Annotated in this window: 27 protein-coding genes and 1 tRNA gene; 25 read left to right on the top strand and 3 right to left on the bottom strand. The window is 57.3% G+C overall.

Annotated features, from left to right (window positions below):
- The first annotated feature begins 190 nt into the window (after window positions 1-190).
- Both xylA and GOB94_RS01560 read left to right on the top strand, forming a co-directional pair.
- Window positions 191-1,507 (top strand): xylose isomerase, encoded by a 1,317-nt coding sequence (xylA, locus tag GOB94_RS01565; protein WP_182277196.1) that lies wholly within the window; start codon window positions 191-193, stop codon window positions 1,505-1,507.
- Window positions 1,508-1,588: 81 nt separating this feature from the next.
- Window positions 1,589-1,666: transfer RNA gene (locus tag GOB94_RS01560), tRNA-OTHER, on the top strand.
- Between the two features lie 76 nt (window positions 1,667-1,742).
- Here GOB94_RS01560 and GOB94_RS01555 read toward each other — a convergent pair.
- Both GOB94_RS01555 and GOB94_RS01550 read right to left on the bottom strand, forming a co-directional pair.
- Window positions 1,743-2,018: a DUF2164 domain-containing protein gene (locus GOB94_RS01555; protein WP_182277195.1), complete on the bottom strand. Its 276-nt coding sequence runs from the start codon at window positions 2,016-2,018 to the stop codon at window positions 1,743-1,745.
- A 92-nt stretch (window positions 2,019-2,110) separates the two neighbouring features.
- A complete protein-coding gene (locus tag GOB94_RS01550) occupies window positions 2,111-3,382 on the bottom strand; it encodes an aminotransferase class I/II-fold pyridoxal phosphate-dependent enzyme (protein ID WP_182277194.1) in 1,272 nt (423 codons plus the stop codon).
- A gap of 540 nt (window positions 3,383-3,922) precedes the next feature.
- Between GOB94_RS01550 and motA the strand changes: the two genes are divergently transcribed.
- The 14 genes from motA (at window position 3,923) to GOB94_RS01480 (ending at window position 16,823) form a co-directional block, all read left to right on the top strand.
- Window positions 3,923-4,807: a flagellar motor stator protein MotA gene (motA, locus tag GOB94_RS01545; RefSeq protein ID WP_182277193.1), complete on the top strand. Its 885-nt coding sequence runs from the start codon at window positions 3,923-3,925 to the stop codon at window positions 4,805-4,807.
- Between the two features lie 12 nt (window positions 4,808-4,819).
- On the top strand, window positions 4,820-5,617 hold the full coding sequence (locus tag GOB94_RS01540) for a flagellar motor protein MotB (protein WP_255484148.1): 798 nt from the start codon (window positions 4,820-4,822) through the stop codon (window positions 5,615-5,617).
- Window positions 5,618-5,886: 269 nt separating this feature from the next.
- Window positions 5,887-6,576 carry a response regulator transcription factor gene (locus tag GOB94_RS01535; protein ID WP_182277192.1) on the top strand — a complete coding sequence of 230 codons (690 nt, stop codon included), beginning with the start codon at window positions 5,887-5,889 and terminating at the stop codon, window positions 6,574-6,576.
- 53 nt (window positions 6,577-6,629) lie between these two features.
- On the top strand, window positions 6,630-7,817 hold the full coding sequence (locus tag GOB94_RS01530; RefSeq protein WP_220464972.1) for a sigma 54-interacting transcriptional regulator: 1,188 nt from the start codon (window positions 6,630-6,632) through the stop codon (window positions 7,815-7,817).
- An 89-nt stretch (window positions 7,818-7,906) separates the two neighbouring features.
- Window positions 7,907-9,223: a PAS domain-containing sensor histidine kinase gene (locus tag GOB94_RS01525; protein WP_182277191.1), complete on the top strand. Its 1,317-nt coding sequence runs from the start codon at window positions 7,907-7,909 to the stop codon at window positions 9,221-9,223.
- A complete protein-coding gene (locus GOB94_RS01520) occupies window positions 9,220-10,623 on the top strand; it encodes a sigma-54 dependent transcriptional regulator (RefSeq protein WP_255484368.1) in 1,404 nt (467 codons plus the stop codon). The genes GOB94_RS01525 and GOB94_RS01520 overlap by 4 nt, the downstream gene beginning before the upstream one ends.
- Window positions 10,620-10,997, top strand: a complete 378-nt coding sequence (gene flgB / locus GOB94_RS01515) for a flagellar basal body rod protein FlgB (RefSeq protein WP_182277190.1) — start codon at window positions 10,620-10,622, stop codon at window positions 10,995-10,997. Before GOB94_RS01520 ends, flgB begins: the two co-directional genes overlap by 4 nt.
- Window positions 10,994-11,437 (top strand): flagellar basal body rod protein FlgC, encoded by a 444-nt coding sequence (gene flgC, locus GOB94_RS01510; RefSeq protein ID WP_182277189.1) that lies wholly within the window; start codon window positions 10,994-10,996, stop codon window positions 11,435-11,437. The genes flgB and flgC overlap by 4 nt, the downstream gene beginning before the upstream one ends.
- Window positions 11,438-11,449: 12 nt before the next feature.
- A complete protein-coding gene (fliE, locus tag GOB94_RS01505) occupies window positions 11,450-11,752 on the top strand; it encodes a flagellar hook-basal body complex protein FliE (protein WP_182277188.1) in 303 nt (100 codons plus the stop codon).
- Window positions 11,753-11,792: 40 nt separating this feature from the next.
- On the top strand, window positions 11,793-13,394 hold the full coding sequence (gene fliF, locus GOB94_RS01500; RefSeq protein ID WP_182277187.1) for a flagellar basal-body MS-ring/collar protein FliF: 1,602 nt from the start codon (window positions 11,793-11,795) through the stop codon (window positions 13,392-13,394).
- Window positions 13,391-14,410, top strand: coding sequence for a flagellar motor switch protein FliG (gene fliG, locus GOB94_RS01495; protein ID WP_182277186.1), 1,020 nt, complete (start codon window positions 13,391-13,393; stop codon window positions 14,408-14,410). The genes fliF and fliG overlap by 4 nt, the downstream gene beginning before the upstream one ends.
- A complete protein-coding gene (locus GOB94_RS01490) occupies window positions 14,391-15,077 on the top strand; it encodes a FliH/SctL family protein (protein ID WP_182277185.1) in 687 nt (228 codons plus the stop codon). The genes fliG and GOB94_RS01490 overlap by 20 nt, the downstream gene beginning before the upstream one ends.
- Entirely contained in the window at window positions 15,074-16,387 is a 1,314-nt protein-coding gene (locus tag GOB94_RS01485) for a FliI/YscN family ATPase (protein ID WP_255484147.1), read from the top strand. Before GOB94_RS01490 ends, GOB94_RS01485 begins: the two co-directional genes overlap by 4 nt.
- Before the next feature lies 1 nt (window position 16,388).
- Complete coding sequence (locus tag GOB94_RS01480) at window positions 16,389-16,823, top strand: hypothetical protein (RefSeq protein ID WP_182277184.1); 435 nt, start codon at window positions 16,389-16,391, stop codon at window positions 16,821-16,823.
- Window positions 16,824-17,646: 823 nt separating this feature from the next.
- Here the strand turns inward: GOB94_RS01480 and GOB94_RS01475 are convergent.
- Window positions 17,647-18,036, bottom strand: a complete 390-nt coding sequence (locus GOB94_RS01475) for a hypothetical protein (RefSeq protein WP_182277183.1) — start codon at window positions 18,034-18,036, stop codon at window positions 17,647-17,649.
- A gap of 638 nt (window positions 18,037-18,674) precedes the next feature.
- Between GOB94_RS01475 and GOB94_RS01470 the strand changes: the two genes are divergently transcribed.
- From GOB94_RS01470 to flhA, 9 genes are all read left to right on the top strand, one after another.
- Window positions 18,675-19,139 carry a flagellar hook capping FlgD N-terminal domain-containing protein gene (locus GOB94_RS01470; RefSeq protein WP_255484146.1) on the top strand — a complete coding sequence of 155 codons (465 nt, stop codon included), beginning with the start codon at window positions 18,675-18,677 and terminating at the stop codon, window positions 19,137-19,139.
- 71 nt (window positions 19,140-19,210) lie between these two features.
- The gene (locus tag GOB94_RS01465) at window positions 19,211-20,479 is read left to right on the top strand and encodes a flagellar hook protein FlgE (protein ID WP_182277182.1); all 1,269 of its coding nucleotides are present in this window, start codon (window positions 19,211-19,213) and stop codon (window positions 20,477-20,479) included.
- 332 nt (window positions 20,480-20,811) lie between these two features.
- A complete protein-coding gene (locus GOB94_RS01460) occupies window positions 20,812-21,072 on the top strand; it encodes a FliM/FliN family flagellar motor C-terminal domain-containing protein (RefSeq protein WP_255484145.1) in 261 nt (86 codons plus the stop codon).
- Entirely contained in the window at window positions 21,069-21,470 is a 402-nt protein-coding gene (locus tag GOB94_RS01455; protein WP_182277180.1) for a flagellar biosynthetic protein FliO, read from the top strand. Before GOB94_RS01460 ends, GOB94_RS01455 begins: the two co-directional genes overlap by 4 nt.
- A complete protein-coding gene (gene fliP, locus GOB94_RS01450) occupies window positions 21,467-22,291 on the top strand; it encodes a flagellar type III secretion system pore protein FliP (protein WP_255484144.1) in 825 nt (274 codons plus the stop codon). The genes GOB94_RS01455 and fliP overlap by 4 nt, the downstream gene beginning before the upstream one ends.
- Window positions 22,291-22,560, top strand: a complete 270-nt coding sequence (locus GOB94_RS01445) for a flagellar biosynthetic protein FliQ (RefSeq protein ID WP_182277179.1) — start codon at window positions 22,291-22,293, stop codon at window positions 22,558-22,560. The genes fliP and GOB94_RS01445 overlap by 1 nt, the downstream gene beginning before the upstream one ends.
- Window positions 22,557-23,327 carry a flagellar biosynthetic protein FliR gene (gene fliR / locus GOB94_RS01440; RefSeq protein WP_255484143.1) on the top strand — a complete coding sequence of 257 codons (771 nt, stop codon included), beginning with the start codon at window positions 22,557-22,559 and terminating at the stop codon, window positions 23,325-23,327. The genes GOB94_RS01445 and fliR overlap by 4 nt, the downstream gene beginning before the upstream one ends.
- 19 nt (window positions 23,328-23,346) lie before the next feature.
- Window positions 23,347-24,495 (top strand): EscU/YscU/HrcU family type III secretion system export apparatus switch protein, encoded by a 1,149-nt coding sequence (locus GOB94_RS01435; RefSeq protein WP_182277178.1) that lies wholly within the window; start codon window positions 23,347-23,349, stop codon window positions 24,493-24,495.
- Window positions 24,492-26,570, top strand: coding sequence for a flagellar biosynthesis protein FlhA (gene flhA, locus GOB94_RS01430; protein WP_182277177.1), 2,079 nt, complete (start codon window positions 24,492-24,494; stop codon window positions 26,568-26,570). Before GOB94_RS01435 ends, flhA begins: the two co-directional genes overlap by 4 nt.
- Window position 26,571 lies beyond the last annotated feature (1 nt).

Raw genomic sequence — 26,571 nt, 5'->3', positions numbered from 1 at the left:
GTCCAAAGATACACCCTCTCTGATGCGTATCTGAATGGGAAGTTAGGTGTTTTCCACTGATAAGGAAGGGAATTTGCGAAGCACTGATATAGTTGTTTCGTTGAAGAAAATCGAAACGTATTCTCGCGAACGGTGAGGCTGGCAGAAACAGTGCTTCATCGTTGCCGGGATGTGGAGAGGGAAGAGGACGATGGCGGCATTTTTCAGTGAGCTGGAGACTGTACGGTTTGAGGGCCGGGACAGCGATAAAGCGTTAGCGTATCGCTGGTACAACGCAGAGCAGATGGTGCTGGGCAAGCCGCTGAGCGAGCACCTGCGCTTTGCGGTGGCGTACTGGCACAGCCTGGCGATGAATGGGAGCGATCCGTTTGGCGCGCCGACAATCGTACGGCCGTGGATGACTCGCGCGGATGCGATGGAAGGCGCGCGCGAGAAGGCCGATGCGGCGTTTGAGCTGTTCCGCGTGCTGGGTCTGCCGTTCTATACGTTCCATGACCGGGACATCGCGCCGGAGGGGGCGGACCTGAAGGAGTCGCTGAAGAACTTTGAGGCGATGGTGGAGTACCTGGCGAAGAAGATGGAAGGCAGCAAGGCGAAGCTGCTGTGGGGGACGGCGAACCTGTTCTCGCACCCGCGGTTTATGTCCGGCGCGGCGACGAACCCTGACCCGGATGTCTTCGCCTATAGCGCGACGACGGTGAAGCACTGCATGGATGCGACTAAGCAGCTTGGCGGCAGCAACTATGTGTTGTGGGGCGGGCGCGAGGGTTATGAGACGCTGCTGAACACCGACATGGGGCATGAGCTGGACCAGATGGGCCGGTTTCTGACGCTTGTGGTGGAGTACAAGCACAAGATCGGTTTTGAGGGGCAGATCCTGATTGAGCCGAAGCCGAAGGAGCCGACCGCGCACCAGTATGACTTCGATGCGGCGACGGTGTACGGCTTCCTGAAGAAGTATGGGTTGGAGAACGAGGTGAAGTTGAACCTCGAAGCCAACCATGCGCTGCTGGCAGGGCACAGCTTTGAGCATGAGATTGCCACGGCGGCGATGCTGGGTGTGCTGGGGTCGCTGGATGTGAACCGCGGCGATCCGCTGCTGGGCTGGGACACGGACCAGTTCCCGAACGACCTGCAGGCGATGACACTCGCGCTGTACCAGGTGATTCTAGGTGGCGGACTGGGCAAGGGCGGGATGAACTTCGACGCGAAGATTCGGCGGCAGTCGATTGATGCGGAGGACCTTGTCCATGCGCATGTGGGGGCGGTTGACCTGTGCGCGCGGGCGTTTTTGAATGCGGCTGCGCTGGTGGAGAAGGGTGAGCTGAAGGCTGCCGTCGCTGAGCGCTATGCCGGATGGAATACCCCCGAGGCGAAGGCGATGCTGGAGGGCAAGCTGTCGCTGGAGCAGATCTCGGAGACGACGCTGGCGAAGGGTGTGAACCCTAAGCCAAGGTCGGGCAAGCAGGAGAAGCTGGAGAACCTGTTGAACCGGCGGCTGTTCTAAGCGCGATCGTTCGATGAAGGTAGAATGGAGGAGGTGGGAGCGGCTGCTTTCGTGGCGGCTCCGCCTCCTTCTTCCATTTGCGTCCCCGTCGTCCAGCGGCCCAGGACGACGCCACACTCATGGCGTAAACACGCGGTTCGAATCCCGTCGGGGACGCCAGAAAGCAGGGAATAGGGAGTGGGGAATAGGGAGTAGTGGTAAGCGGGAGTGGGCTACTTCTTTTTGCGTTCGGCGACTACTTTTTGGTGCGGTTCTTGGCCGCTTTCTTTTGCCAGTAGGTGAAGGGGTCGGTGAAGAGCTCGCCGGCGAGGTCGGAGGTGCGCTGCAGGATGCGGGTTTGGGCGTCCGCGATGGCCTGGTTGTAGATGGCGGGGCCGATCTCTTCGAGGAAGTAGTCGAGCAGCAGCGTGGCCGGCAGGGTGCCGAGCGGCTCGGAGAGGTTCTCTTCGGCGTAACGCTGGAGGGAGGCGATGGCTTCGGTGCGGGTGTGCTTGTCGAGCTCGATGAGCATGGAGAGAGGATAGCGGATAGGGGACAGCGGATAGGGAAGAGCAAAAGCCCCGGCTTGCGCCGGGGCTTTTGGGTGAGAGCGGAAGCGGGGAGTTAGCCGCGGTAGAGCTCGGTGGGGATGTGGTGCTCGGGGATGTAGAGCTCGGCGGTGGTGGAGGTGGGCATGTCCATGCACTTGACGAAGGCGGTCTGGAACTTGGCCATCTCCTCCTTGGTGCCGACGGTGACGCGGACGTAGGTGGGCATCGCCGACCAGGTGCGGCCGATGGCGACGTTTTCCTTGAGCATGGCCTGCTGGAACTCATGGCCGGGACGCTTGACGTCGACCATGAAGAAGTTCGCCTGCGAGCCGGGGATGATGGTGTAGCCCTTCTTGGTGAGGAACTCGAGGGACTCGGCCCGGTTGTCCGCGTTGATCTTCTTGCGGGTGGGGATGAGGTCCTTGTCGAGCATGCCGGCGCGGGCTGCGGCGGCGCTGGTGATGGAGATGCTCGCCAGGCTGCGGGCCGGGGGAGCGACGGTGGTGAACTTGCGGAGCAGATCCGGACGACCCGCGGCGAAGCCGGCGCGTAGGCCTGCCATGCCGTAGATCTTGGAGAACGTGCGGAGGACGATGATGTCCTGATCGGCGGCGACCTGGTCGAGGACCGACTCGTCGTTGGAGAAGTGGAAGTAGGCCTCGTCGACGATGACGACCGAACCCTTGGGCTTGTTCTTGAGCAGCCAGAGGATGTCGGCGCGCGGGGTCATGGTGCCGGTGGGGTTGTTGGGGTTGACGATGTAGTAGGCGCCGGGCGAGGGGTGTGCCGCGAGCATCGCCTTGACGTCATGCGCGTAGGTGGGGGTGAGCTTGACGGGGAACTTGGGCGCGCCCATGGTGTCGGCTGCGCGGGGGCCCTGTTCATAGCTGGGGTCGCCGTAGACGAGTGGCTTGTCCGGGCCGAGGTTGGACATGAGGGCGAGGTCGAGCAGGCCGCCCGAACCGGGCCCGAGGGCGGTGTAGCCGCGCTTGAGACCGAAGAGGTCGTTGTAGACGGCGGTGGTCTTGGCGGCCTCCTCCTGGTGATAACGACCGCCCATGCTGGCGGTCTTGATGAGGGCATCGAGTGAAGAGGTCGCGGGGCCGAGCGGGTTCTCGTTGGAGCTGATGATGACGGTGTCGGGGTTGAGGACGCGCATCTCGCCCATGTCTGAGCCGAAGCCGCCGCGACGACCACCCATCGAGGGAGCCGGGTTCGCTTTCTGCTGGGCGAAGGCGCCGGTGGCGGGCAGAGCTGCCGCAGCCGCGCTGGCTGCTCCTAGAGTACGCAGAAACGAGCGGCGCGATACTCCATTGACACTACAGTTCGTGAGGTCATTGCTCATACGGTTTTCTCCTCTTAACTACGGGTGCAGGTTGTAAAGGGCGTGGTGCGGATAGGAAGCCCGGACGGATGTTCACTCAATCAGCAGGAAGCGTTCACTGCCGAGACTGAACACAGGGGCGTCGCGGCCGTGTGTTGCGATCTCAAGAGCGATTAGAGGTTTTCTGTTCGATCTTCGCCAGATACGGCAGGAGACGAACCCCACAAATCGTTTGCGTAGTTCCACGGTAACGCGAAATTCATCCGCAGTGTTGGGTTTCGGGCGAAAAAAGTGATTTTTCCCACAGAAATTTTGAATCACGTAATTTATTGCATTTGGGAAACCGTTCGCAACAGGGGGCATCCTGACGGGCAGTGGTAGACCGATAAGGCGCTGCGGCATTGGGTTGCGACTTTCCGGACCGGCGTTACGGAGAGCAAGGCGAAGGTTGAGCCCTACAGTTTCGATAGCAGTCTGCCGATGAGGGCTGTGCCGCGTTGTGCGGCGCCTGGCGGGAGCGTGTCTCCAGCAGAGGCACCTTGAGACAGAAATGGGCTGCCGATGTTTTCGATCGTTGGGATTCTGGTTGTCTTTGGATGTGTGATTACGGGCTTCCTGATGGAGAAGGGAAAGCTGCCGGTCCTGTTACAGCCTTCGGAACTGGTGACGATCGGCGGCGCGGCGGTCGGCACGGTGTTGACGGCCAATCCGATGCACATTCTGAAGAAGATCGTGGCGGGGCTGATGGGGTGCCTGAAGGGCTCGCCGTACTCGAAGAAGCGCTATACCGAGACACTGAAGATGATGTTCGATGTGCTTTCGAAGGCGCGCAAGGAAGGAGCGGTGGCCATTGAGGCGGACGTGGAAGAGCCGGAGAAGAGCCCGATCTTCGCGAAGTATCCAGCGTTTGTGAAGGACCACCATGTGCGCGACTTTGTGTGCGACACGCTGCGGATGGGCATTACGGGCGGCGTGAACGCGTTCGATGTGGACCAGATGATGGATCTGGATATGGAGGTGCATCATCATGGGGCGTCGTTGCCGAACCTGGCGCTGACGAGCATGGCGGATGCGTTGCCGGGACTGGGCATTGTGGCGGCGGTGCTGGGCATCGTGGTGACGATGGGGTCGCTGGGCGGCCCGCCTGAGGAGATTGGAAAGAAGGTTGCAGCCGCGCTGGTGGGGACGTTCCTGGGGATACTGCTGTGCTACGGCTTGGTGGGGCCGCTGGCGGCGAACATGTCGAAGATTGTGGACGAAGAGCATAGCTATTATGCGATGCTGCGTGTGATCCTGTTGGCGTTCATCAAGGGGACCTCGCCGATTATGGCGGTGGAGATGGGGCGGCGCGCTATCCCGGGGCATGTGCGGCCGAGCTTTGCCGAGGTGGAGAAGGCATGCCGCGATAGAAGCGGCGATGCGACGCCGATTGCGCAGGCAGCGTAAGGAGGCGATGGTTTGGCGAACGACGAGCAGATGATTGTTATCAAGAAGAAAGGCAGGCATGCCACCCACCACGGAGGCGCGTGGAAGGTAGCCTATGCCGACTTTGTGACGGCGATGATGGCGCTGTTCATCGTGCTGTGGCTGCTAGACAGCAGTAAGCCGATCCAGAATGCAGTAGGCGGGTACTTCCGCGACCCGCATGGCACGGCGGAGAAGAGGGGAACATCGTTTGGGGGAGCGGGCGATGCTAAGGTCACGAAGAAAGAGGACATGACCCGGTTGAAGGACGCGATCCTCGCATCTCTGCGGAAGATGCCCGGTTTCGACAAGCTGGAGAAGCACGTTGAGTTTGTAATGACGCCCGAGGGGCTGCGCATTGAACTGCTCGAGGATGCGAAGGGAACGTTCTTCGAGAACGGAAGCGCTGAGCCGAAGCCGCCACTGGTGGATGTGCTGAAGGTGCTGTCCGTGGACATTGGCAAGCTGCCGAACCAGATATCGATTGAGGGGCATACGGATGCGAAGCCGTATGCGGCTGCGGGAGGATACAGCAACTGGGAGCTTTCCTCCGACAGAGCGAACATGGCGCGACGTCTGATGGAGGCGAGTGGCCTGCGAGGTGAGCAGGTGACGCAGGTACGAGGGTATGCGGACCGGCAACTGCGCCACCCGGATCAACCGTTCGATCCCTCGAACCGACGTGTGTCGGTGATTGTGCAGTATATGGAGAAGAACGGTAAGCAGCTACCTCTGTTGCTGGACGAGGCGCATTCTGTTCCGAAACCGGATGCGGCAGTGGTGAAGAAGTAAGCCCGAGAGGCCTTGAGACTAGAACATGGAAGATGGTTCTGCGCTGTTGCCGCGACGAGCACGTCATGGATCGAGCCTATGCGTTTCCCGATTTGCAACTTTGCTCCGAGGGAGTTTCCTCATTCCGTCCAAAACAAAATTTCTGTGTGAGAAACGTTTTCGTCCCGTAGTAGGTTACGAGTAACACAGGACGAAAGGCCTATTTCGACATGGTTGAACTACAGGACTCTTCTCTTGCCGCGGCGCAAAACATTCCCTCAATGCCTGGTATGGCTTCGACTGTTGGGCTGAAGCATGTACTGATTGTCGAAGACGATGTGGCGCTGGCACGCTTCCTGCGCCGTGAGCTGGAGCGGAACAACTGCTCCGCCACAACGGCCCATGACGCCGAAGTTGCCCTGAACGAACTGGGCGCCGACCACTGGGACCTGATGATCATGGACTTGAACCTGCCAAAGATGGATGGCATGGAGTTGCTGATGCGTGTTCGGCAACTGCACCCACGAGTGCCTGTGCTGGTGCTGACAGCACGCAGCCGCGCAGAGGATCGCGTACAGGCACTGGAGGGGGGAGCCAACGATTGCCTGAGCAAGCCGTTCTCGTATAAGGAGCTGCTGTTGCGTCTAGGAGGGCTGATGCGGCGGGAGACTGTGACCGCTACGACGACGCGCCTTGGCGACCTGACGATCAACAAGGACGCACGGCGTGTGATGCGCGGAGAAAGGCGCATCGATCTGACACCGCGTGAGTTTGCCATTCTTGAGTACCTGATGGAGAACGTGGGCAAAGCGGTGTCGCGCGCTGCCTTGATGCGGGATGTATGGAACCTGCCGCTGGATGCAACGACGAACATCGTGGACGTTTATATGAAGTATGTGCGCGACAAGGTGGACTATGAAGGCGCGCCCAAGCTGATTCGAACCGTGCGTGGTGTGGGTTATGTGCTTGGTGGAGAGTAGGCCTGCAACGGAGCTCAGTCTGCGTTCCGATGGACTCATAAGGAGGATTTGCGATGGGATGCGCTTCGATAGCTTACGGTTCCGATCTCGCGCAGAGGCCGATGGAAGGGCCGGCAATCACGGTGCTGGTCGTGAGCCCGAATGGAAGATTGCAACAACGGTTGCGAGAGAGATTGGCGCACCCCCGCTGGCAGATGAATGAGGCTGGAAGCGGAGCGGAGGCGTTCGAGTATCTGCATGAAGGCGCCAGCGAGCTTCTGCTTCTCGACCCACTGCTGCCGGACCTTGAGCCATCCGAGTTCAGCGCGCTGGTTGCAGAACGTTTCCCGGATACACAGGTCATGACGCTGCACCAGCATACGGGGAAGCTCGTGCTCGGTACGACTTCGCCGACACCGCTTTCGGCAGAGCTTGCAGCGTTACTTCAAGACGAAGGCGAGGAGTGCACTTCAGAATCAAGTGCAGAGCAGGCATCCCTGCATACTATTCAGACGGGTTCGGTAGAAGGGATTCCTGGTGTTGTGGGGACGTCGCAACCGATGCGACGAGTGTATGAGTTGACGCGCCTGGTGGCACGAAGAGACGCGACGGTGTTGATCACCGGACAGAGCGGCACGGGAAAGGACTTGATTGCACAGGCGGTGCATCTGCTGAGCCCTCGGGAAAAGAAGCCGCTGGTGGTGATCAACTGTGCGGCTATTCCCGAGTCGCTGCTGGAGGCAGAGCTCTTCGGATATACAAAGGGGGCGTTTACGGGAGCTGTGCAATCACGTATTGGGCGCATCCATGCAGCGCATGGTGGCACGCTGTTTCTGGATGAGATCGGCGATATGCCGCTCTCGCTGCAAAGCAAGATCCTCCGGTTTCTTGAGCAGGGAGAAGTGCAGCGCATTGGCGGCACGGACAACCTGAAGGTCGATGTGAGAGTGGTGGCGGCGACGAATGCTCCGCTGAAGACGCTGGTGGAGCAGAAGCTCTTTCGCGAAGACCTCTATTACCGCCTGGCGATCTTCCCGATACAGCTGCCACCACTGCGTGCCAGGACCGGTGATGTTGCGCTGCTGGCGCAGAGCTTCGTAAAGAGGTTCTGTCCTCATGCAAAGCTAACCGTTGCGGCCCTGGAGTTATTGGAGAAGCATGAGTGGCCTGGAAATGTGAGAGAGTTGCGCAACGTGCTGGAGCGGGCGAGCATCCTGGTGGCTGGCGAGCGGCAAATTCTGCCGCACCATATTCTTCTTTGAGATCTTTCTTTGAGCTTTCAACGCAAGCACTGACGGTTGACAGCGAGTACTCTGCACTTTTGGCACATCGCTTGCATAAGCATAGGTAGATGTTGCCCACTTCTCATTATTCGCCAATCGACACTGAAGCGCTGCCGACCACGCGGAGCGAGATAGCCGATCCTGCACATGAGGCGCATGCGGAGATGGTGCCTCTTGCCGAGGCGTTCGCGCACTTTATTCAGAGCTCGTCCCGCCTGGAAGAGGTGTATCGGAAGCTGCAGATGCAGATCAACATCCTGACAGAGGAGTTGGATGAACGCAACGATGAGCTGAAGAAAAGCCTTGCGCAGAATGAGGCGATGCGCTCGACGCTACAGCAGATTGTGAATACGATGCCCTGCGGCGTGCTTGTCGTTCGAGTGGACGGCACCATCGCCTTGATTAACCCGGAGTGCTGCAGCTTGCTGGGTATCGCTGTGCCGAATGCGGGGATGGAGTTGGCCGCGGTGACGGAGAGCCTGGGCGAGAAGTGTGTTCATCTGCTCCGGAGCGTTCAGGGCTTGGATGGAGAACACGAGTTCCACATCGCTGTCGAAGGGAGCGTCCGTTGGATCAGTGTGCATAGCCGCAGCGTCGACTGTGGAGATGAGATGTCCGTTGCCTATGACAGGATACTGGTGTTACGCGATGTGACGGAACGGCGCCGCGCAGAAGAGGACCGTGATCGCGGCCGGAATGCGATGGCTCTGTCGGAGGTCGCGCTCATGCTGGCGCACGAGATCAGGAACCCGCTTGCCAGCCTGGAGCTGTTCTCCGAGCTGATTGAGCAGGATGGAGAGCGACGACCGAGGTGGATCTCAGAGCTGCGTGCAGGGATACGTCTGTTGTCGAGCACCGTGAACAATGTGTTGAGCTTGCAGGGGCAAAACAATCCTGACTTTATGCCTGTAGAGATTGAGAGCGTCGTCGCCGGGGCTATTGCTCTGCTGCGGCCGGTGGCGCAACAGGCGAGTGTGAAGCTGCTTTGGCAGGCGACCGGTGCCGAAGTGTTCGTGATGGGGAATGGCGCCGGCCTTCAACAGGTGATGGTCAACCTGGTGATGAATGGCATTCGACATACGCCTGCAGGTGGAAGTGTCGCGATCTCTGTGAGCCGTGCGGGCACGGAAGGCGGGCGAGAGCTGATGGATGAGCCCGTGGTTATTGAGTGTGTCGACAGCGGTTTGGGAATTGCGGAGTTCGATAGCGAGCGGCTGTTTGAGGCGGGCTATAGCGGGTTGGGCAAGAGCCCGGGGCTTGGCCTCGCAGTGTGCAAGAGGATTCTGCAGCAACATGGCGGGCGCGTGTCGGTGACGAACGTGCCTGCGGGCGGTGCGAGGTTTGTCGTTGAGATTCCTGTAGTCCAAGGAGAGTGTGCGGCATGATGGAAACGGTTCAGCACGGAGATCGACTGGTCCTAGTTGTCGATGATGAGCCTGCAATGCGCACAGCGCTCGAGGCAAGTTTTCTGCGGCATGGCTGGCGTGTGGCTACGGCCAATGGTCTGATGCAGGCGAAGGCCGCGCTTAGTCATGCGGCATTCGATCTTGTGGTGAGCGATGTGCGCATGCGAGATGGAGATGGGCTCGACGTCCTGTCCGCGGTCCGTAGCAGTTCGCCGGCCTCGGCGGTGATTTTGCTGACGGCCTACGCCAATGTTCCTGAGGCTGTGGAGTCGATGCGTGGCGGGGCGGTGGACTACCTCACCAAGCCGATACCGTTCGATGCTCTGCTGGAGACGGCGGAGCGGATGCTGCGGAGGACGGTTCACGCAAACGATTTTGGAAGGACAGAGAAGAGCACGCCGAAGACAATGACGGCGAGCAGAAGCATCGTTGGAACGTCGCCGCTACTTCTGCGTGCGCTGGAACGGGCGAGCGCTGCTGCCGGTACGGACGTAGATGTTCTGGTTGAGGCAGAGAGTGGCACGGGGAAGGAGTTGCTTGCACGGTTCATCCACGATAGTAGTCCACGTAGAGGCAAGCCATTTGTTGCGATCAACTGCGCGGCCGTGCCGGAACACCTGATCGAGAGCGAACTCTTCGGCCATTCGAAGGGCGCGTTTACCGGGGCGAGTGCGCTGAAGATCGGGAAGTTCGAACTGGCCGACGGCGGAACCCTTTTGTTGGATGAGATTGGTGAGATGCCGCTTCATCTGCAACCAAAGCTGTTGCGTGTGTTGCAGGAACGCGAGTTCGAACGGCTTGGCGAGACGCGGTCGGTGCGAGTGAACATCCGAGTGATCGCAACGACTAATGCAAGACTGTCGAAGCTGGTCGATGAAGGGAAGTTTCGCGGCGATCTCTACTACCGCCTGAATGTGATACCGCTCTCGGTGCCGCCGTTGCGCGAGCGGACGGAGGATATCGAGTTGCTGGCGCATCACTTTGCCGAACGGTTTGCTCTCGAACGCAGTTGCGAGATGCCTGAGCTGAGGAAAAGTTTTCTGGAGCGGCTGCGAACGCATCCGTGGCCTGGGAACATCCGTGAACTCTCTAATTTTATGCAACGGGTCCTGTGTCTGTATGCCGGACAGAAGATTGATGCGGCCTGTTTCGACTGTGAGTTCGGGCCGGTGAAGACAGCCGTTCGAGAGGTGCAACCCGTTGCAATGAGCCTGCACGCAGGGACCCGACTTTCTGTAATTGAACGGCAGCACCTGGAAAAAACGTTGGCGCTGGCTAACGGGAACAGGACGCATGCAGCAGAGATGCTGGGCATCAGCCTGCGCACTGTTCGCAACAAGATTAAAGAATATGGACTACCGCCGAGGAGCCTCGCATGACGCAGCCATCTGTGACACTCAACTCTCTCGAAGCCTATCTGCGACTAACCAGTATGCGGGAGCAGGTGGTCACGGGCAACATGGCCAATATCGATACGCCGGGATATCACACACGCGACATCGATTTCTCGACTGAGTTGAACCGTTTTCTGGACGCCGGCTCCGGCGATGCAACTGTGGGAGCCACTCAGCAGTTGCATCCTGCCTCCTATGAGGTCGCGAGCCTGCTGCAGCGTCCGGACGGAAACAACGTCGATCTCGACCGTGAGGGGACTTTGCTTGCGGAGCTCCAGCTTCAGCATGAAATGGGAGTGCAACTCATCAAAGACCGCTTTCACATGATCCTTACCGCAATCAATGGAGGAGGACAATGAGTATCTTCGATGCACTTACGATCAGTGCGTCAGCCTTGCAGGCGGAGCGCCAGCGCGCGGAGATTGTCGCCGCGAATATGGCAAATGCTGAGACAACGCACACGCAATCGGGAGGCCCTTTTCGCCGGCGGGAGGTGGTGTTTGAGTCTGCCTCACCTTCGCCGTTCCAGATTGCGCTTGCGCGCAGCGGTGCCCCAACCGCGCCTGAGGGGAGCGTACATATATCGGAGGTGGTCGATGATCCATCGCCTCCTATCATGCGTTATGAGCCCGGCCATCCCGACGCCAACGAGGACGGGTATGTCGCTTATCCGGCGATCAATCCAGCAATGGAGATGGTCGACATGATGAGCGCCGTTCGTGCCTATCAGTTGAATGCGTCGGCGGTGAGCGCGACCAAACAGATGATCCAACAGTCAATTGACATCTTGAAGAGCTAATGGAGTGTAGAGATGAGTCATAGCATCACAGGCCTCGGTTCCATTACGCCATGGAGCGAGTATGCGGAGCCGAATACAGGGACTTCTGGGGGACAGGGGGGATTCAGCGGTGTCCTGAAGAATGCGCTCAGTGAGGTGAACCAGTTGAGCACCGGGGCGGATGCGCAGATTGGCAGCCTGATGCAGGGTGGAGCTGTCGATATGAATGGTGTGATGGTTGCCGTCGAGAAAGCGGATGTCGCGTTTCAGTTGATGATGCAGGTACGCAACAAGATTGTCAGCGCGTACCAGGACATAGAGAAGATGCAGTTCTAACTACGGCTAAAGACGAAGGACTGTGTTTACCGAGGAGCTCATGAGCAATCTGACTACGAAACCTGCGGCTGCGAACAACCTCGAGATGTTGAATCGCGTGAAGGTCTTTTGGGCCGGGAGGACGCCAAGGCAGCGGATTTACTTAGGGGTGGCGCTGGGAATAGCGCTCGCTGCGCTGGCTTTATTCGCGCAGATGATGACGAATCCGGACTACAAGCTGCTGATGTCCGGGCTCGATCCTGCCGATGCGCAGGTCATAGCCTCGGAGCTGGCGCAAAAGAAGATCCCATATAAGACCAGCACGGATGGTAGCTCGATCAGTGTGCCGGCGGCTCAGCTCGATGCTGCACGATTGGAGGTAGCTTCACACGATGCTACGCATAGCGGCCGCATCGGCTTTGAGATCTTCGACAAGGTGTCATGGGGGCAGACTGAGTTCGATGAGAAGGTGAACTATCAGCGTGCACTGGAAGGCGAGCTGGAGCGCACGATTCAGACCATGAAGGGTGTGAAGAGTGCGCGCGTTCACATCGTAATGGCAACGGACTCCGTGTTTATGGACCGGGAGCGCGGAGCGAAGGCCTCTGTTGCGCTGCAGCTACGGAGGGGGACATTGTCCAGAGAGCAGGACAACGCGATTGCGCGACTGGTTGCAGGTGCGGTCGATGAGCTCAAGCCTGCGGATGTGACGATCGTCGATGCAGACTCCAACCGGCCGCTGACTACCCGCGACGATGACAGCGGTACAGGGAATGAGCAACTAGAGAAGCGGCTCACGCAACATCTGGTGGAGACGCTGGCACCGGTCGTGGGCCAAGACCACCTGCGGGCCACCGTGAATGTGGAGTACGACAACAGCACCAGTGAGGAGAGCCAGGAGAAGTACGATCCGAACGTCAGTGTGCCGCTGAATGTTCAACGTTCGGAACAGAGCTCGAATGGAGCTGCCGCTATTGGGGGCGTCCCGGGAACCACCAGTAATGTTCCTGGAGCCAAGGCATCCGTACCTCCTGCCGTGGCGCCGGGGCAGTCTTCCAAATCGGAGGAGGATTCGTATGGAGTCAACCGCACGACGCGGCATACGGTTGAACCCGCGGGCCGCATTCGCCGGATTACGGCAGCGGTGGTTGTCGACGATGCGGTTGAGCGAAAGCTGGTCAAAGGCAGTTGGGTGGAGACGCGCCACAAACGCTCTCCAGATGAGATCAAACTGATATCCGAATTGACGCAGGCGGCCGTTGGCTACGACAGCGGACGTGGCGATGTTGTGAACGTGGAAAACCTAGCATTCGCAGAAGGGGCGCAGGACCTCAATCCTTCAGGGAGCTTTATGGAACGCACCCATGAGTTCGTAGAAGACTATGCTCCGCTGTTTCGGTATGGATCGTTGTTTGCGTTGTTCGGCCTGATCTATTTTCTGATGTTCAGGCCGATCCAGAAGCAAGCATTGTCTATTACAGAACCCATCATGAATGAGCTAGCCGCGCCGCTGGAACTGCCTGCGTTGGAAGGTGAGAGTTCGCAAGAGATGCTTGCGCATCGGGCAGCGCTGCTAAAGAAGCAACTCACGGAGGCTGTAAGGGCGAACCCTGAGAGCGGCACCTCAGCGATACGGTCATGGTTGCAGGAGGACAACGTATGACCGATAACACCGGCGACAAGGAACTGAACGGTGCTCGGAAGGCAGCCATCTTGCTAAGCGTGCTTGGCGAAGACATTGCTGCTGAGGTCTTTCGAAATCTGAAGGGTGCGGAGCTGCAACGTGTTGCAGATGCGCTATCCAATCTTGGGCCCGTTTCTGTTGATGTCTCCCTGCGCATTGTGGAGGAGTATCTGCAACGCAATAAGGATCAGGACTATGAGTCGCAAGGTGGATTGGAGATGGTGAAACGTCTTCTGGTGAGGTCTCTGGGAGAAGAGGAAGCCAACGCCATCGTGCAGCGTTTGTCGAAGTCCCGCGAGAGCACACCCATTGAGCGCTTGCAGCGAACCGATGCAGCGAAGCTGGCGCGGTTCCTGGAAGCCGAACATCCACAGACGGTTGCATTGGTACTGGGGCAACTGGGCGAGCGGCAGGCCTCGGCGCTTCTGATCAGCTTGCCACCGGAAAAGCGTGCAGACGCGATCCGCCGGCTTGCAGCGCTGAGACGGTTCTCCCCGGAGATGGCAGAGAAGGTTTCCATCACACTGAGCCAGAGGCTGAAGGCTTATGGAGAGCAGGGCAAGCGGACTTATTCGGGCTTTCAGACGGTGGCCAACATTATGAACGCCGTCGATTCCAATGTGGCTGTGGAGATATTGGATGAGATCAGTCAAGAGCAACCCACGCTCGCGGTGAACATCCGTGACCTGATGTTTACGTTCAGCGACCTGCTTGGTGTCTCTGAGGCGCAGATACGAGAGTTGATGAGCGCGTTGGACAAGAAGATTCTTGCCGTTGCGCTCAAAGGAACGAGCGAAGACTTGAAGAACCATTTTTTTCGAACGATGTCATCTCGTGCTGTTGAGATGCTGAAGGAGGATGTCGAATCGCTCGGTCCAGTGCGCAGCAAAGAAGTCATCAAGGCGCAGCAAGAGATAGTAGCACTGGCCAGAAAACTGGAAGCGGAAGGCAAGATGCAGCTGAAGGGAGAGGGCAATGATGAATATCTCCTCTAATGCCTCGGACGAAGCCGAGTATCCGTTCATTGCGAGCCCGCTTAATTATCGGGATGTCTCCGAACAGATGCCTCCAGACGAGGCGCAGATTGATGATGGCAGTGTGGCTGAAGAAAAAGTCGATGCTCCGATCTCAAGTGGTCCGACGCCGGAAGAGGTCGATACACTGCTGGCGAAGAGCCGATCAGACGCGATCCATGAGACCGAAGAGAAGATGCGAATGGAATCGGATCGAGCTTTGTTGCAGGCGCGCGAGGCTTTCCTTCGGAGCCTGGAGGCTTTCGCTGAGTCGCGCAAGGATTACTTCGCCACTGTAGAGACTGAGGTGATCCGGCTTGCGCTGGCAATCGCTGCGAAGATCCTTCATCGCGAGTCATCTGCGGACCCGATGCTGGTTGCAGCGATGGTTCGAATCGAACTCGACAAGCTGCAAGCGGGTTCGAAGGTTGTGCTGCATGTTCCAGCGGAGAATCAGAGCGACTGGGTTCTTGCGATGTCGCAACTACCTCGCAACATTCAGGCCGAGGTTGTGGGTGACGCTCATCTCAAGGCAGGTGATTGCGTGTTGCAGGCCGAGGTCGGTTCTGTTGACCTTGGCATCGATGCGCAACTTATGAACGTCGAGCAGAGTTTTCTTGAGCTGCTGTCGAAGAGGCCAGCCAAGTGATCGATGAACCCCGTATGCTCAAGGCTTTCTTCGATCGCCTGGATGAAACCGGCGCGATCTATTGGCGAGGCAAGGTGTCGCAGGTTGTCGGAAACCTGATTGAATCGGAGGGGCCGTTGTGCTCTGTCGGCGACGCCTGTCAGATCAGGGGCGCTACAGGCAGGTGTTATAGCGGAGAGGTTGTGGGGTTTCGGGGCTCTACGATTCTTTCGATGGTGATCGAGCCGCCAACCGGGATTCGATTGAATGACAGTGTTCTATCGAAAGGGACACGACCGTCGATCCGTGTCGGCGAGGAGTTGCTTGGCCGCGTGATCGATGCGAATGGAGATCCTCTCGATGGCAAGGGCAACTATCAGGCCCAACAATGGATGCGGATTGACGGGACGGCACCGCAGCCTCTCGAACGGCGTGCGATTCGGGAGCCATTGGGGTGCGGCGTTCGAGCGTTGGATGGGTTTGTAACGTGCGGCAGAGGCCAAAGGCTCGGAATCTTTGGGGGGAGTGGCGTCGGGAAGAGCACACTGCTTGGCATGATGCTGCGTGGTACGAGTGCCGATGTCACTGTGCTGTCGCTGGTGGGTGAGCGAGGCAGAGAGGTTGGTGAGTTTCTAGAGATCATTGGCGAGGAGGGGTTGCGACGTTGCGTCGTGGTGGTGTCAACCTCCGATCAATCGCCTCTGTTGCGTCTACGTGCTCCTCTTTGTGCAACGGCAGTGGCAGAGTACTTTGCAAGCCAGGGGAAGAATGTGTTGCTGGTGGTGGACTCGCTCACAAGGTTCGCGATGGCGCAGCGCGAGATCGGCCTGGCTAGCGGGGAACCACCGACTGCCAAGGGGTATACACCATCTGTACTGAATTTGCTGGCGCGCCTGGTCGAACGCGCGGGCAATTTCTCAACGGGCAGCATCACGGCGTTCTATACGGTGCTCATGGAAGGTGATGACCAACAGGACCCAGTGGTAGATACGGTGCGATCGCTGCTTGATGGTCACATTATTCTCGACAGGGAACTCGCTACGAACGGGCATTATCCGCCCATCGCAGTTTTGGACAGTTTGAGCAGGCTGATGCCGAGTGTTGCGTCGAAAGAGCATATGGAAAAGGCCAGTGCCCTACGACGCCTGCTATCAGCCTACACACGCTCGGAAGATCTGATCCGCATTGGAGCCTATCAAAAGGGAAGCGATCCCATTCTCGACCGAGCCGTTGAGATCATGCCGAAGTTTCGCGCTTTCCTGACGCAGAACCCAAACGACGTCGTTTCGTTCTCCCGTGTTATCCAATCGTTGCAAGAGGTGCTGAACTGATATGGCCTTCCGATTTCCGCTGACAACCGTGTTGCGTGTTCGCATTCTGCGAGAAGAGCACGAAGAGCGCATCCTGCAGAATATTCTGCAGGAGATCACCCGGACAAGAAGGTCGATCCTGAAGATCAAGGCGGAGCTTCGCAGCGCATGGTACTCGGCTCCTGATTTTTCCGGACAGACATCGGGGCGTGAGTTGCATCTATCCGAGCGTGATGCAAAGCAGTTAGAGGCATATCTTAAAGAACTCGAGCAGCAACTTGAAAAGCTTGAACAACTGAAGGAGACGCAACTCTTGCGCTACCAAACTGCGCGGCAGGATCGCGAATTGTTGGGCGAGATGTGTGAAAGGCATCACGCAGCCTGCTCGTTGGCGGCAGCAAAAAGAGAGCAGCGCTCGATCGATGACGCATTCATGGCGCGCCGCATTCATCGTTGAGTGGTCGGCACGCAGGCACAGTTTGCCTAGTATGTGGCGAGCAGTTCTTGCCTACCGGCGCACGTTGATAAATGCAGTCGAGACATTCAATCGAAAGAGCCTCGTTATTTCAAAGAGATACAGTTCCGGCAGAGCGCAGAGTGTTTGGCATTGTGTTTGCACATTAGCAAGCTGTGATCGCAATGGCAAAAGCTGTTTTGAACAACGACGCTGTAAGTCGCGATGGCGAGGCGAAGCTGGGCGCATCGTCTTCGCAGAGTGTCGACTCGTTCAGTGTCGCGCTGCACGGAGCATCGGAGTCCGAGCGGCGACATGCCCCCGCGAATGGAGACCACGGGCGCTCGAAGGAGAGCGAGCCAACAAAGGATGATCTCCAACCGGCGTTGCCGCTTGTGCAGGGTGTCGCCGCACAGGGCGGTGACTTGAACAATGCAAATGCGGTGGTGCAGGTGCCATCCATTGAACCGCGGTCCGAAGAACAGCGGAGCAGCCCGCGCGGTGCAGAGGATATTGCAAGTAGTGTGCAAAGTCAGGCATCGGCTTCCACCTCGGTACAGGTGAATTGGGAACAAGAGCTTGCTCTGTCCCTCCCGATGCAATTTAGACAGAGCGTTATGGTGGGCGTTTCGGGAGCAGGGCTCGAAGGCGATCTATCGAAGATGCCTGGTTCTCCGGTTGATCAGAGGTCTCCATCTGATGGAGGAGACGCGGCACCGATAACTCCAACAAGCCCGCACTCACAGGCCGTGGTAGAGCTAGAGGCTTCAAGTGATCCTATTCTGCGAGCCGTTAAAGCGGCGCTGATAACGCAAGTGGACGGCAATCAAGCGACCATTGCCCCCGGTGCATCGAAGGGAATGCGCTCCAGCATCAGCAGCGATGCGGGAGCGGCTGGATCGAATAAAGTGCTGATGTCACGGGATACATATTTACCGATGACAGTAAGTTCTGTCCCGCCAGGAACTGCAGCTACGTCTTTTTCTTTCTCTATGCTCCCGGCCATGCCAAGCCTTTCGATAACGTCCGCAAAGGACAGCACCGCAGTGGCCGCCTCTAGAAACAAAGATGTCGTGCCAGCTAATACAAAGCAGGAAAGTACTTCGGATGCTGGTGCGTCGCAGACGAAGGACAAGGATTCAAAATCAGATGCCGCGGCAATCTCCCCTTCACCACTGAGTTCTTCGGGACCACAGGGAGCATCGAACGACTCCATGCAGCTAACTCCTGGGGACATACCTGCGGCACCCGCGGGGGCGTCTCACTCTGGTCAGAGCATCGACACCCATGTTGTTTCCTCTCCACAGGCGGCGGTGAATCAGACCGCAGCAGGGGCCTCATCTGCTGCGGATTCGTGCCCGGTAGAGAATCATTCGGCAAACATGCCGGTTGATGCATCATCCGCGTTAAACAGCGTAAAGCTGACGCAACGACTTGGGCAGGCCGAAATGACGATTGGCTTGCACTCTGTAGAGTTCGGCGTGATCTCCATTCGGACGTCGAGTGCGCCGGACCGTGTGTTGGCTGAGGTGTCGGTCGATCATGGTGAACTCGCTAGTGCGCTGATGGAGCATCTACCCGTGATGCAGAGCCAACTCGGGCATGATCGACCGCTGGATATGCGGATACACCAGGCGAGTGTCTTTAGTCCGAGTGCAGATAGTTCATCTGGCTCGGGAGGAAACACGAGGGGCGGGGAACGGGACGCGTACCGAGCCATGCCTGCATTTGCCGGCGTTGCTCCCAGAGCGCCTGCGCACTCGGATACAAGTCTGCCGCTGGCTGCTGTATCAGCTCATGTTCCAATTCGCCTGGATATCAGGGCGTAAATCGTAGGAAATATCTGGAGGAGTCATGATCAACCCTATACATGCAAGCAACGCGCCGATTACACAGCCGATGGCCATTCAGCAGGGGCAGACCAAGAGTGCCGCCGCCCCCGCGAGCACAACGGGCAGCTCGGGAAGCACTGACACAAGTACTAACTCGGCAACAACAGGAATTGGTTCGACGTTCCTCAACCTTCTGGTGCAGGAGCTACAAAACCAGGACCCGACCGCTCCGATGGATTCAACGGCGATGGTCGGTCAGATGATTTCGCTGAATCAACTAGACCAGTTGATTAGCATCAACCAGGCCGTCGGTGGGACATCGAGCACACCGGATGCAACCACGTCCAACGGAGCCGCTAGATCGTCAGTAGCGGCTGCGGATGCGCTTACGCCACCGAGCAAATCCAACATGAGTTCTTCGGGCACCGCGGCAGCTCTCGCGACTCAGCCGGCGGCGAACCCTTCTCACGCGACGATTCAACAGTAACTTTTAGCGCCTACGCTTTCTGTTAAAAGCCGGAAGAACATCACCACTCAATTGTCTTTTAGGAGGTTCAAGTGGCTTCATTTTCGATACCCCTCTCTGGGTTGACTGCAGCGCAGGAACAGCTTCAGTCGATCTCCAACAATCTCTCCAATCTGAACACGACGGGCTACAAGGACCAGAACGTCAACTTCAGCGATCTGTTTGCGCAGGCCACGATGACCAACGGAGCAGGCGATCCGCTGCAGATCGGGTCCGGCGTTGCCACGGCCTCTACGACCTCTGATTTTACGGATGGAGCGCAGAGCGCTACCGGCATCGCGTCGAACATGGAACTTACCGGCAACGGGTTCTTTGTCACGCAATCCGCCACGGGGCAAGACAGCTTTACCAGAGCCGGGGACTTCACTGTCAACAACTCCGGTGAGATAGTTGCACCTGACGGAAGCCTGGTGCTGGGATATCCGGCCGTGGGCGGTGTTGTCGATACCTCAGCCGCGTTACAGCCTATTCAAGTGGGCAACGCAAACAGCCCGGCTGTCGCGACCACAAGCCTTCAAGTAACAGCGAACCTCGATTCGGACACTGCGGTTGGCAGTTCCGGTGGAGCGAGCACGCTCTCGGTGTATGACTCTTTGGGCCAGGCACATACGTTATCGATCCAATATACGAATGCCGGTAACAATAGCTGGAACTACAGTGTGACGATCCCGTCAGCGGACCTCAGCTCAGGAGGAACAGGCGCGACCCAGATTGCGTCGGGAAGTTTGAGTTTTAATAGTTCCGGCCAGCTCGAGTTGCAGGGAACGCCGCCAGCTACGTCGATCAACATCAACATTCCCTCCGGTGCAGGTACTTCGCTGGCCGATGGTGCGGCGCCCATGTCGCTCAACTGGAACCTAACCGATGGGAGTGGAAATCCGCTGATTACGCAAACGGCCTCGGCGAGCACGACCAGCGCCACATCTCAGAATGGCTACGCCAGCGGTACACTGTCGAGTTACACCGTTCAGCCTGACGGCACGGTGCAGGGTACCTTCTCGAGCGGAGCGACTCTGGCGTTGGGGCAGGTAGCGGTTGCGACCTTCGCGAATCAACAGGGCCTGGCCAGCAATGGAAACAGCGAGTATCAGGCCACCGTTGCATCTGGTGGCGCCGTGATGGGTGTCGCCGGAGCAGGTGGGCGAGGAAGCATTGTCGGGGGATCCGTCGAGTCCTCGAACGTGGACATTTCTACCGAGTTCGCCAAAATGATCGTGGCCCAGCAGGCATACTCCGCGAATGCAAAGGCGATAACCACGTTCAATCAGGTATCACAGACAACGATCTCAATGATCCAGTAGCTAGTGACGCTTTCTTAACCGTTTATAAGATTCCGGCGCTTTCGTTTCACAATGAAGGCGCCGGGATATTAAGAATTCTGTGTATCTCTCATGACGCCCTCATCCGGTGGGGGAGGTGTATTGATTACAACCGGCCCTTCTCACTGCAACTCATTGTCTTTACGAAGTCCGGTGCTTGCAGCGGGCTTCGTGAGGGCGTGTCCTCGGATTGGCAAATCAATTGCTTTTCCCTCCAGTGAGCATCTGAGATAAGCCAACAAGTTGGCTGAGCATCTCGCAGATGAGAGGGAGCGCGAATGTTAGCTCGGTCTACCCACGTCACTCAGGATTCGATGACCGTCGATACCGATGTGACAGCTCCGCGTGATCTGGCGAAGTTGTTGCCAGGGCTCCCGTGTCGTTTGGTGCTAGAGATCCCGGTGTCACACTTCACCGTCCGAGATTTGCTGAATCTGAAACCAGATGTTTTAGTGGAGACAAGTTTTCATCAAAGCAGCGATTTACCGCTACACGTCAATGGGCAACTGGTGGGTTGGACCGAATTTGAGGTTGTAGGGGAGCGGCTCGCCGTGCGGCTGACGGATCTCTCATGAGCCAACGTAGCGTGCTATCAGTGAAGACTGAGACCAGCAAGCCAATTTTCGGGCTGGTCTTGCAGAGGCAGTCGCCTCGCAGCTTGATACCGAAAGCCCTCGCGGTCGCTACGCGCATATGGGGCTGGATAAGAGTCAAGAACGATGCGCGCACAGATGCCAGCCGCCTTCAGGTGATTGATCGCGTATTGATGGCGGAGAAGAACTATCTGTTCATCGTGCAAGTGGATGGCAGGCGTTTTCTGGTCGGGGGAGGACAGACAGCATTGTCTCTGCTGACCGAACTGAAGAGCGCTGAACCGTTTTCGGATGTATTGAAGTTCACAACGAAGGCCGGCAAACCCAGGGGCCGCAAAAAGACGATCAACAAGATAGTCAAGCCGGAGGTGCAGCAATGAGCAAATACCTCTGCACATTGTTGTTGCTCTTGGTGCCCATGACTGCCGTACGATTGCATGCTTCTGTGCCTAATGACTTCAGAGCCACCATCCAACAGGAGCCATCGACAGGGATCGATGCTCCGAGTTTTTCACCGGCGCCTGCCAGCCCGAACAGGCTAAATCCAAATGAAATTCGCATTACAGGTCTGGGTGGCTCATCGCCACAGTGGACGATCTTTGTTCTGCTGACGTTTCTTACGCTGATTCCATCTCTGCTGATATGTATGACGCCCTTCGCCCGGTTGCTGATTGTCTTCCACTTTCTGCGGCAGGCACTTGGATTGCAGACGACGCCTTCCAATCAGACTCTGGTCGGGTTGTCGCTGATTATGACGTTTTTCCTGATGCAGCCTGTAGGAGATGCGATTTATCACGACTCGATCGTGCCTTTGCAGCAGGGGAAGGTCAATGCGATAAAAGCACTCGAACTGGGATTGGTTCCGATGCGTCATTTCATGGCGCCTTACATTCGCGAGAAAGATGCAGAGCTGTTTCTTGAAATGGCCCATGAGCCGCGCCCCAGAAACATAGATGATTTGTCTTTTCGTGTGCTGCTTCCGGCCTACATCCTGTCTGAGCTCAAGTCAGGCTTCCAAATTGGAGCTGTGCTGTTCCTGCCGTTCCTCGTCGTAGATATGGTCGTTGCCTCGATCATCTCTTCAGTAGGAATGATGCAGTTGCCGCCAGTTGTCATTTCAACACCGCTGAAGCTTCTTCTTTTCCTGATGGTGGATGGTTGGCATTTGTTGATCGGTTCTCTCATGAGGAGTTTCAACTAATGGGCGTCGATCAAGTGGTTGTGATGGGTCGCATTATGCTGCGGGAGGTTGTGCTTTTGACCGCTCCAATCCTGCTTGCAGCAATCATTATTAGCCTGCTGCTCAACATTGCGCAGGTACTGACATCCCTGCAAGACCAGACACTATCTGCCGTGCCACGACTGCTCGCCGTAGGTGCGACGATCTTTTTTCTGATGCCCTGGATGTGGCGGAGCCTCGCACACTACACTATCGGTTTGCTCTCCGACTTCCATTGGGTGCTGCAATGATGACGATCCCTTTGACGACGATGTTGGGAGCTTTCCTTATCATCGGTGTGCGTATCTCCGGGATCGTAATCTTTGCACCGTTCTTTGGAAGCGTTGCGATTCCTGCCCGTGTAAAGCCATTGCTTGTCATTACGCTGACGGCGCTGCTTTATCCAATGCTTTCACCTCGGGTGCCCGCCCTGGCAATCAGCGAGTGGCCGATGGCGATACTCAGTGAACTGATGATTGGATCGGCCGTCGGCGTCGCTACGAACGTTGTGTTCGATGGAATACAGATGGCCGGCCAAATCCTGAGTGTGCAACTGGGCTACTCCCTAGTGAACATTCTCGATCCGCAGACACAGGTGGAATCAACTGTCGTTGCGACCTTTCATCAGACGATTGCAATGTTGATCTTTCTGCGTGCCGGGGTCCACCTATGGATACTCCGTGCCGTGGCCAACAGCTTCGACTATCTGCCGGTGTCATCGGGGCATATAAGTTCAAGCTTTATGGCTGCCGCTATCTCCGCGTGCGGCGCGGTCTTTTCAATCGGTGTCCAGATCGCGGCGCCAGTCCTCGGCGCAACGCTGTTGTCGGACTTCGCTCTGGCTATGCTTGGCAAGGCCGCGCCGCAGCTACCGCTTATGTTGCTTGGCCCAGCGGTCAAAGTAGTACCAGGGCTGCTGATCCTTATGGCAGCCATGCGCTACTGGCCTTCGCTCTTTGAACATCTTTTCCGCACTTCCGTTCATACATCGGAAGTACTTTTACAGCTTTCGCGTTAATAGAGGTTTGTGACGAACGATGGCAGACGGCAACAAGACGGAAAAAGCTACCGAGCAGCGTCGGAAGCAGGCACGCAAAAAGGGGCAGGTCGTGCGCTCACGCGACCTGCCTGGGATTGCTGCGGCTGCAGCAGTGACACTTCTGTTGATATGCGTTGCTCCAACAGCAGTGATGCGCTGGGGCCTGTTATATCGAGGGCTCATGGATGCCGCAGCAAGTGGCGATCTAGATCCAAATGGCCCCGTCCTCTTTTGGCCAGCGGTCGAAGTCTTGCATTGGGTAGTTCCTACAATGTTTGTAGCGCTGCTGGCATCTCTATGTGCAGGTTTAATGCAGGGAGGTTTCAATCTTGCTCCGGAGGCACTCACACTCCGGTTTGAACGCTTCAATCCCGTCACCCGGTTAGGGCAGATGTTTTCGCCGTTAGGGCTTGCGAACCTTTTGAAGTCACTATTGCCGTTCTCGGCGATTGCCTGGATTGCAGTGAACATTATGCAATCTCAATGGGCCGCGATCGTAGACGCGTCGAACGTGGGGCTGCGTAGCTTCGCGGGGCTAGTGGGATCAATGATCTTGGAATTCGTCTATAAATCGGGCCTGGTGCTGCTCGTATGGGCTGCTGTCGATTATCTGCTGACCCTGAAAAAAATGGAGAGCGACTTGCGAATGTCGAAGCAAGAGGTCCGCGAAGAACATAAAGAGACGGATGGCAACCCGCAGATCAAAGGGCGGATTCGTCAACTCCGTAGGCGTCTTCGTCGAGCTCAATCGCTTAAGGCCGCTGCGACGGCAACCGTTGTGGTAACAAACCCTACGCACTACGCTGTGGCGCTGCGCTACGAACCGGATATGGATGCGCCCGTGGTCGTCGCGAAAGGCTTGGACCTGCTCGCTGAAAAGATCAAGCGGCTCGCGCAGAGCAACAATATTATGCTCGTCGAAAACCGCCCGCTCGCGCAGGCGTTATATAAGACCGTGGAAGTGGGAGACTCGATTCCCGCAGCCCTGTATCAGGCCGTCGCCGAGATTCTCGCATTTGTCTACCGAGCGCAGGCTGAGGTGCGCCGGGCGGATGCGGAACGTCGATCACGAAGCGCTGCTGAGCGAGCACCAGCGGCCGCTGGACCGCCGCCGTCGACAGCGGCGGAGATTGGAGGACAGCGATGATAGAGCGCGCAGTTGCTGCTTTGCGTAAGTCCGGGGAATGGATTGCTCCGATCTCGGCGGTGGCTTTGGTTTTTGTAATGCTTGTACCGTTGCCAAGCTTTCTTCTGGATCTACTCCTTACTGTCAGTATTACCGCATCGGTGCTGGTATTGCTGACGGCAATCCAGGTGCTGCGTCCTACGCAGTTCTCAGTTTTTCCGAGTCTGTTGCTACTACTGACGCTGATGCGGCTTGCACTGGATCTTGCTGCCACGCGACGCATCCTGTTGCATGGCAACGAGGGAACAGCAGCGGCAGGCAACGTTATTGAAGCCTTTGGGCAGTTTGTCGTTGGAGGCAACTACATCGTCGGATTTGTCCTCTTCTTGGCACTCATTGCGATTCAATTTCTCGTCATCAGCCATGGTGCGGTTCGCACCGCCGAGGTGACGGCGCGGTTCACTCTGGATGCGATGCCGGGCAAGCAGATGGCAATCGACGCCGACCTTAACGCGGGCCTGATCAACGAGCAACAAGCTCGCGCCCGCCGGGAGAGGATTGCACAAGAGGCCGAATTTTGTGGGGCCATGGACGGAGCCGCACGCTTCAGTCAGCGTGACGCCATGGCAACTATTTTGATCATGGCGATCAATATCATTGCCGGTTTCCTGATTGGCGTCTTTCAGCAGGGCGTTCCACTACAGGAGGCACTTAAGACGTACACCATACTGACGGTTGGTGATGGGCTTGTGTCAATCCTCCCATCGCTTCTTGTGTCGGTAGCTGGTGGCATTGTGGTTACGCGATCAGCGTCACGCGAGTCGCTGGGGATTAATGTCGGGAAGCAGCTATTGATGAGTCCCAGGCTGCTATGGATTGCCGGCGGCGCCTTGCTGCTGCTGGGGTTGATTCCAGGGCTTCCGAAGCTGCCGTTCTTCTGTGTGTCCGGGATATTGATGTATGCGGGAAGCAAGATGAAGCCGGGCTCTTCTGCAGGCGACCTCGGTGAAGAAGAAGTGACGTTGAAGACGTCAAATGCGTCGCAGTCAGCAACGCCTTCAGACCCCATCGAAGCGACTCTGCGGCTTGATGAACTCATGCTGGAGGTGGGGCCTGGGCTTGTGCCGTTGGTCGATGTTCAACGGGGTGGCCAGTTATTGACCCGCGTGAAATCCATGCGTAAGAACCTGGCGCAACAGCTTGGCATCCTTATCCCATCGATCCACATCACCGACAACCTCTCGCTGCGCGATCGTGAGTATGTCATTTATATGCGAGGTATTGAGCTAGCCCGTTGGGAACTTCGGAAGGACTCCCTGCTTGCCATCAACTCCAGTTTGAATGCCTCTCAACTGCCAGGTCAGCCAACTCGAGAGCCTGCGTTTGGGGCGCCAGCCATCTGGATTGCTCCAAACATACAGGGCCAGGCGATTGCAGCAGGATATGCAGTCGTTGATCCAACTTCGGTTCTTGCTGCACACCTTACCGAAGTGATTCGACAAAATGCTCACGAGATACTTTCACGGAATGAGACGAAGCGGCTTATTGATCGCCTCACGGAGACGCATCCAAAGCTGGCAGACGAACTGATTCCAAAGCATCTCTCGTTAGGGGAAGTTCAGAAAGTGCTTCAGCAACTCCTACGGGAGCAGGTGTCGATACGCGACCTGGGCACAATCCTCGAGTCGCTTCTGGATACTGCGCTCTACAACAAAAATCCAATCGCTCTTGTTGAGGCTGCCCGTCATGCGTTAGGGCGAGCTCTCGTCCAGCCACTCCTGGATGAGTGCGGAGAGTTGAAGGTGGTCATGCTCGATCCTGCAATCGAAGAGGAGTGTTTACGCGGCTCGAACCTGCAGCCTGCGCAAACAACCACGCCACAATTGAACTCGACGCTGGCACGCAAAGTGCTCGATGGACTGCGGGCCTCATTTGGCCAGGATGTTGAATCGGCCCCGCCTGTTCTGCTCTGCGCTTCGCCTGGTCGTTTCTTTTTGCGCAGGCTATTGGAGCCGTTCATTCCAAAGATCGTGGTCTTATCGCCGGGAGAGATTCCCGCGATGACACAGGTGCAATCTCTAGGAGTGATTCGGTGAT

Origin of the sequence: Granulicella sp. 5B5, assembly GCF_014083945.1 — a bacterium.
Taxonomy (GTDB): domain Bacteria; phylum Acidobacteriota; class Terriglobia; order Terriglobales; family Acidobacteriaceae; genus Granulicella.
This window is presented reverse-complemented; position numbering and strand designations above follow the sequence as displayed.

Bases quoted from the DNA above. Each gene is read 5' to 3' on its own strand.
- xylA (WP_182277196.1), top strand. From the start codon at position 191: ATGGCGGCATTTTTCAGTGAGCTGGAGACTGTACGGTTTGAGGGCCGG.
- GOB94_RS01555 (WP_182277195.1), bottom strand. From the start codon at position 2,018: ATGCTCATCGAGCTCGACAAGCACACCCGCACCGAAGCCATCGCCTCC.
- GOB94_RS01550 (WP_182277194.1), bottom strand. From the start codon at position 3,382: ATGAGCAATGACCTCACGAACTGTAGTGTCAATGGAGTATCGCGCCGC.
- motA (WP_182277193.1), top strand. From the start codon at position 3,923: ATGTTTTCGATCGTTGGGATTCTGGTTGTCTTTGGATGTGTGATTACG.
- GOB94_RS01535 (WP_182277192.1), top strand. From the start codon at position 5,887: ATGGCTTCGACTGTTGGGCTGAAGCATGTACTGATTGTCGAAGACGAT.
- GOB94_RS01530 (WP_220464972.1), top strand. From the start codon at position 6,630: ATGGGATGCGCTTCGATAGCTTACGGTTCCGATCTCGCGCAGAGGCCG.
- GOB94_RS01525 (WP_182277191.1), top strand. From the start codon at position 7,907: ATGTTGCCCACTTCTCATTATTCGCCAATCGACACTGAAGCGCTGCCG.
- GOB94_RS01520 (WP_255484368.1), top strand. From the start codon at position 9,220: ATGATGGAAACGGTTCAGCACGGAGATCGACTGGTCCTAGTTGTCGAT.
- flgB (WP_182277190.1), top strand. From the start codon at position 10,620: ATGACGCAGCCATCTGTGACACTCAACTCTCTCGAAGCCTATCTGCGA.
- flgC (WP_182277189.1), top strand. From the start codon at position 10,994: ATGAGTATCTTCGATGCACTTACGATCAGTGCGTCAGCCTTGCAGGCG.
- fliE (WP_182277188.1), top strand. From the start codon at position 11,450: ATGAGTCATAGCATCACAGGCCTCGGTTCCATTACGCCATGGAGCGAG.
- fliF (WP_182277187.1), top strand. From the start codon at position 11,793: ATGAGCAATCTGACTACGAAACCTGCGGCTGCGAACAACCTCGAGATG.
- fliG (WP_182277186.1), top strand. From the start codon at position 13,391: ATGACCGATAACACCGGCGACAAGGAACTGAACGGTGCTCGGAAGGCA.
- GOB94_RS01490 (WP_182277185.1), top strand. From the start codon at position 14,391: ATGATGAATATCTCCTCTAATGCCTCGGACGAAGCCGAGTATCCGTTC.
- GOB94_RS01480 (WP_182277184.1), top strand. From the start codon at position 16,389: ATGGCCTTCCGATTTCCGCTGACAACCGTGTTGCGTGTTCGCATTCTG.
- GOB94_RS01475 (WP_182277183.1), bottom strand. From the start codon at position 18,036: ATGGAGTCGTTCGATGCTCCCTGTGGTCCCGAAGAACTCAGTGGTGAA.
- GOB94_RS01470 (WP_255484146.1), top strand. From the start codon at position 18,675: ATGATCAACCCTATACATGCAAGCAACGCGCCGATTACACAGCCGATG.
- GOB94_RS01460 (WP_255484145.1), top strand. From the start codon at position 20,812: ATGACCGTCGATACCGATGTGACAGCTCCGCGTGATCTGGCGAAGTTG.
- GOB94_RS01455 (WP_182277180.1), top strand. From the start codon at position 21,069: ATGAGCCAACGTAGCGTGCTATCAGTGAAGACTGAGACCAGCAAGCCA.
- fliP (WP_255484144.1), top strand. From the start codon at position 21,467: ATGAGCAAATACCTCTGCACATTGTTGTTGCTCTTGGTGCCCATGACT.
- GOB94_RS01445 (WP_182277179.1), top strand. From the start codon at position 22,291: ATGGGCGTCGATCAAGTGGTTGTGATGGGTCGCATTATGCTGCGGGAG.
- fliR (WP_255484143.1), top strand. From the start codon at position 22,557: ATGATGACGATCCCTTTGACGACGATGTTGGGAGCTTTCCTTATCATC.
- GOB94_RS01435 (WP_182277178.1), top strand. From the start codon at position 23,347: ATGGCAGACGGCAACAAGACGGAAAAAGCTACCGAGCAGCGTCGGAAG.
- flhA (WP_182277177.1), top strand. From the start codon at position 24,492: ATGATAGAGCGCGCAGTTGCTGCTTTGCGTAAGTCCGGGGAATGGATT.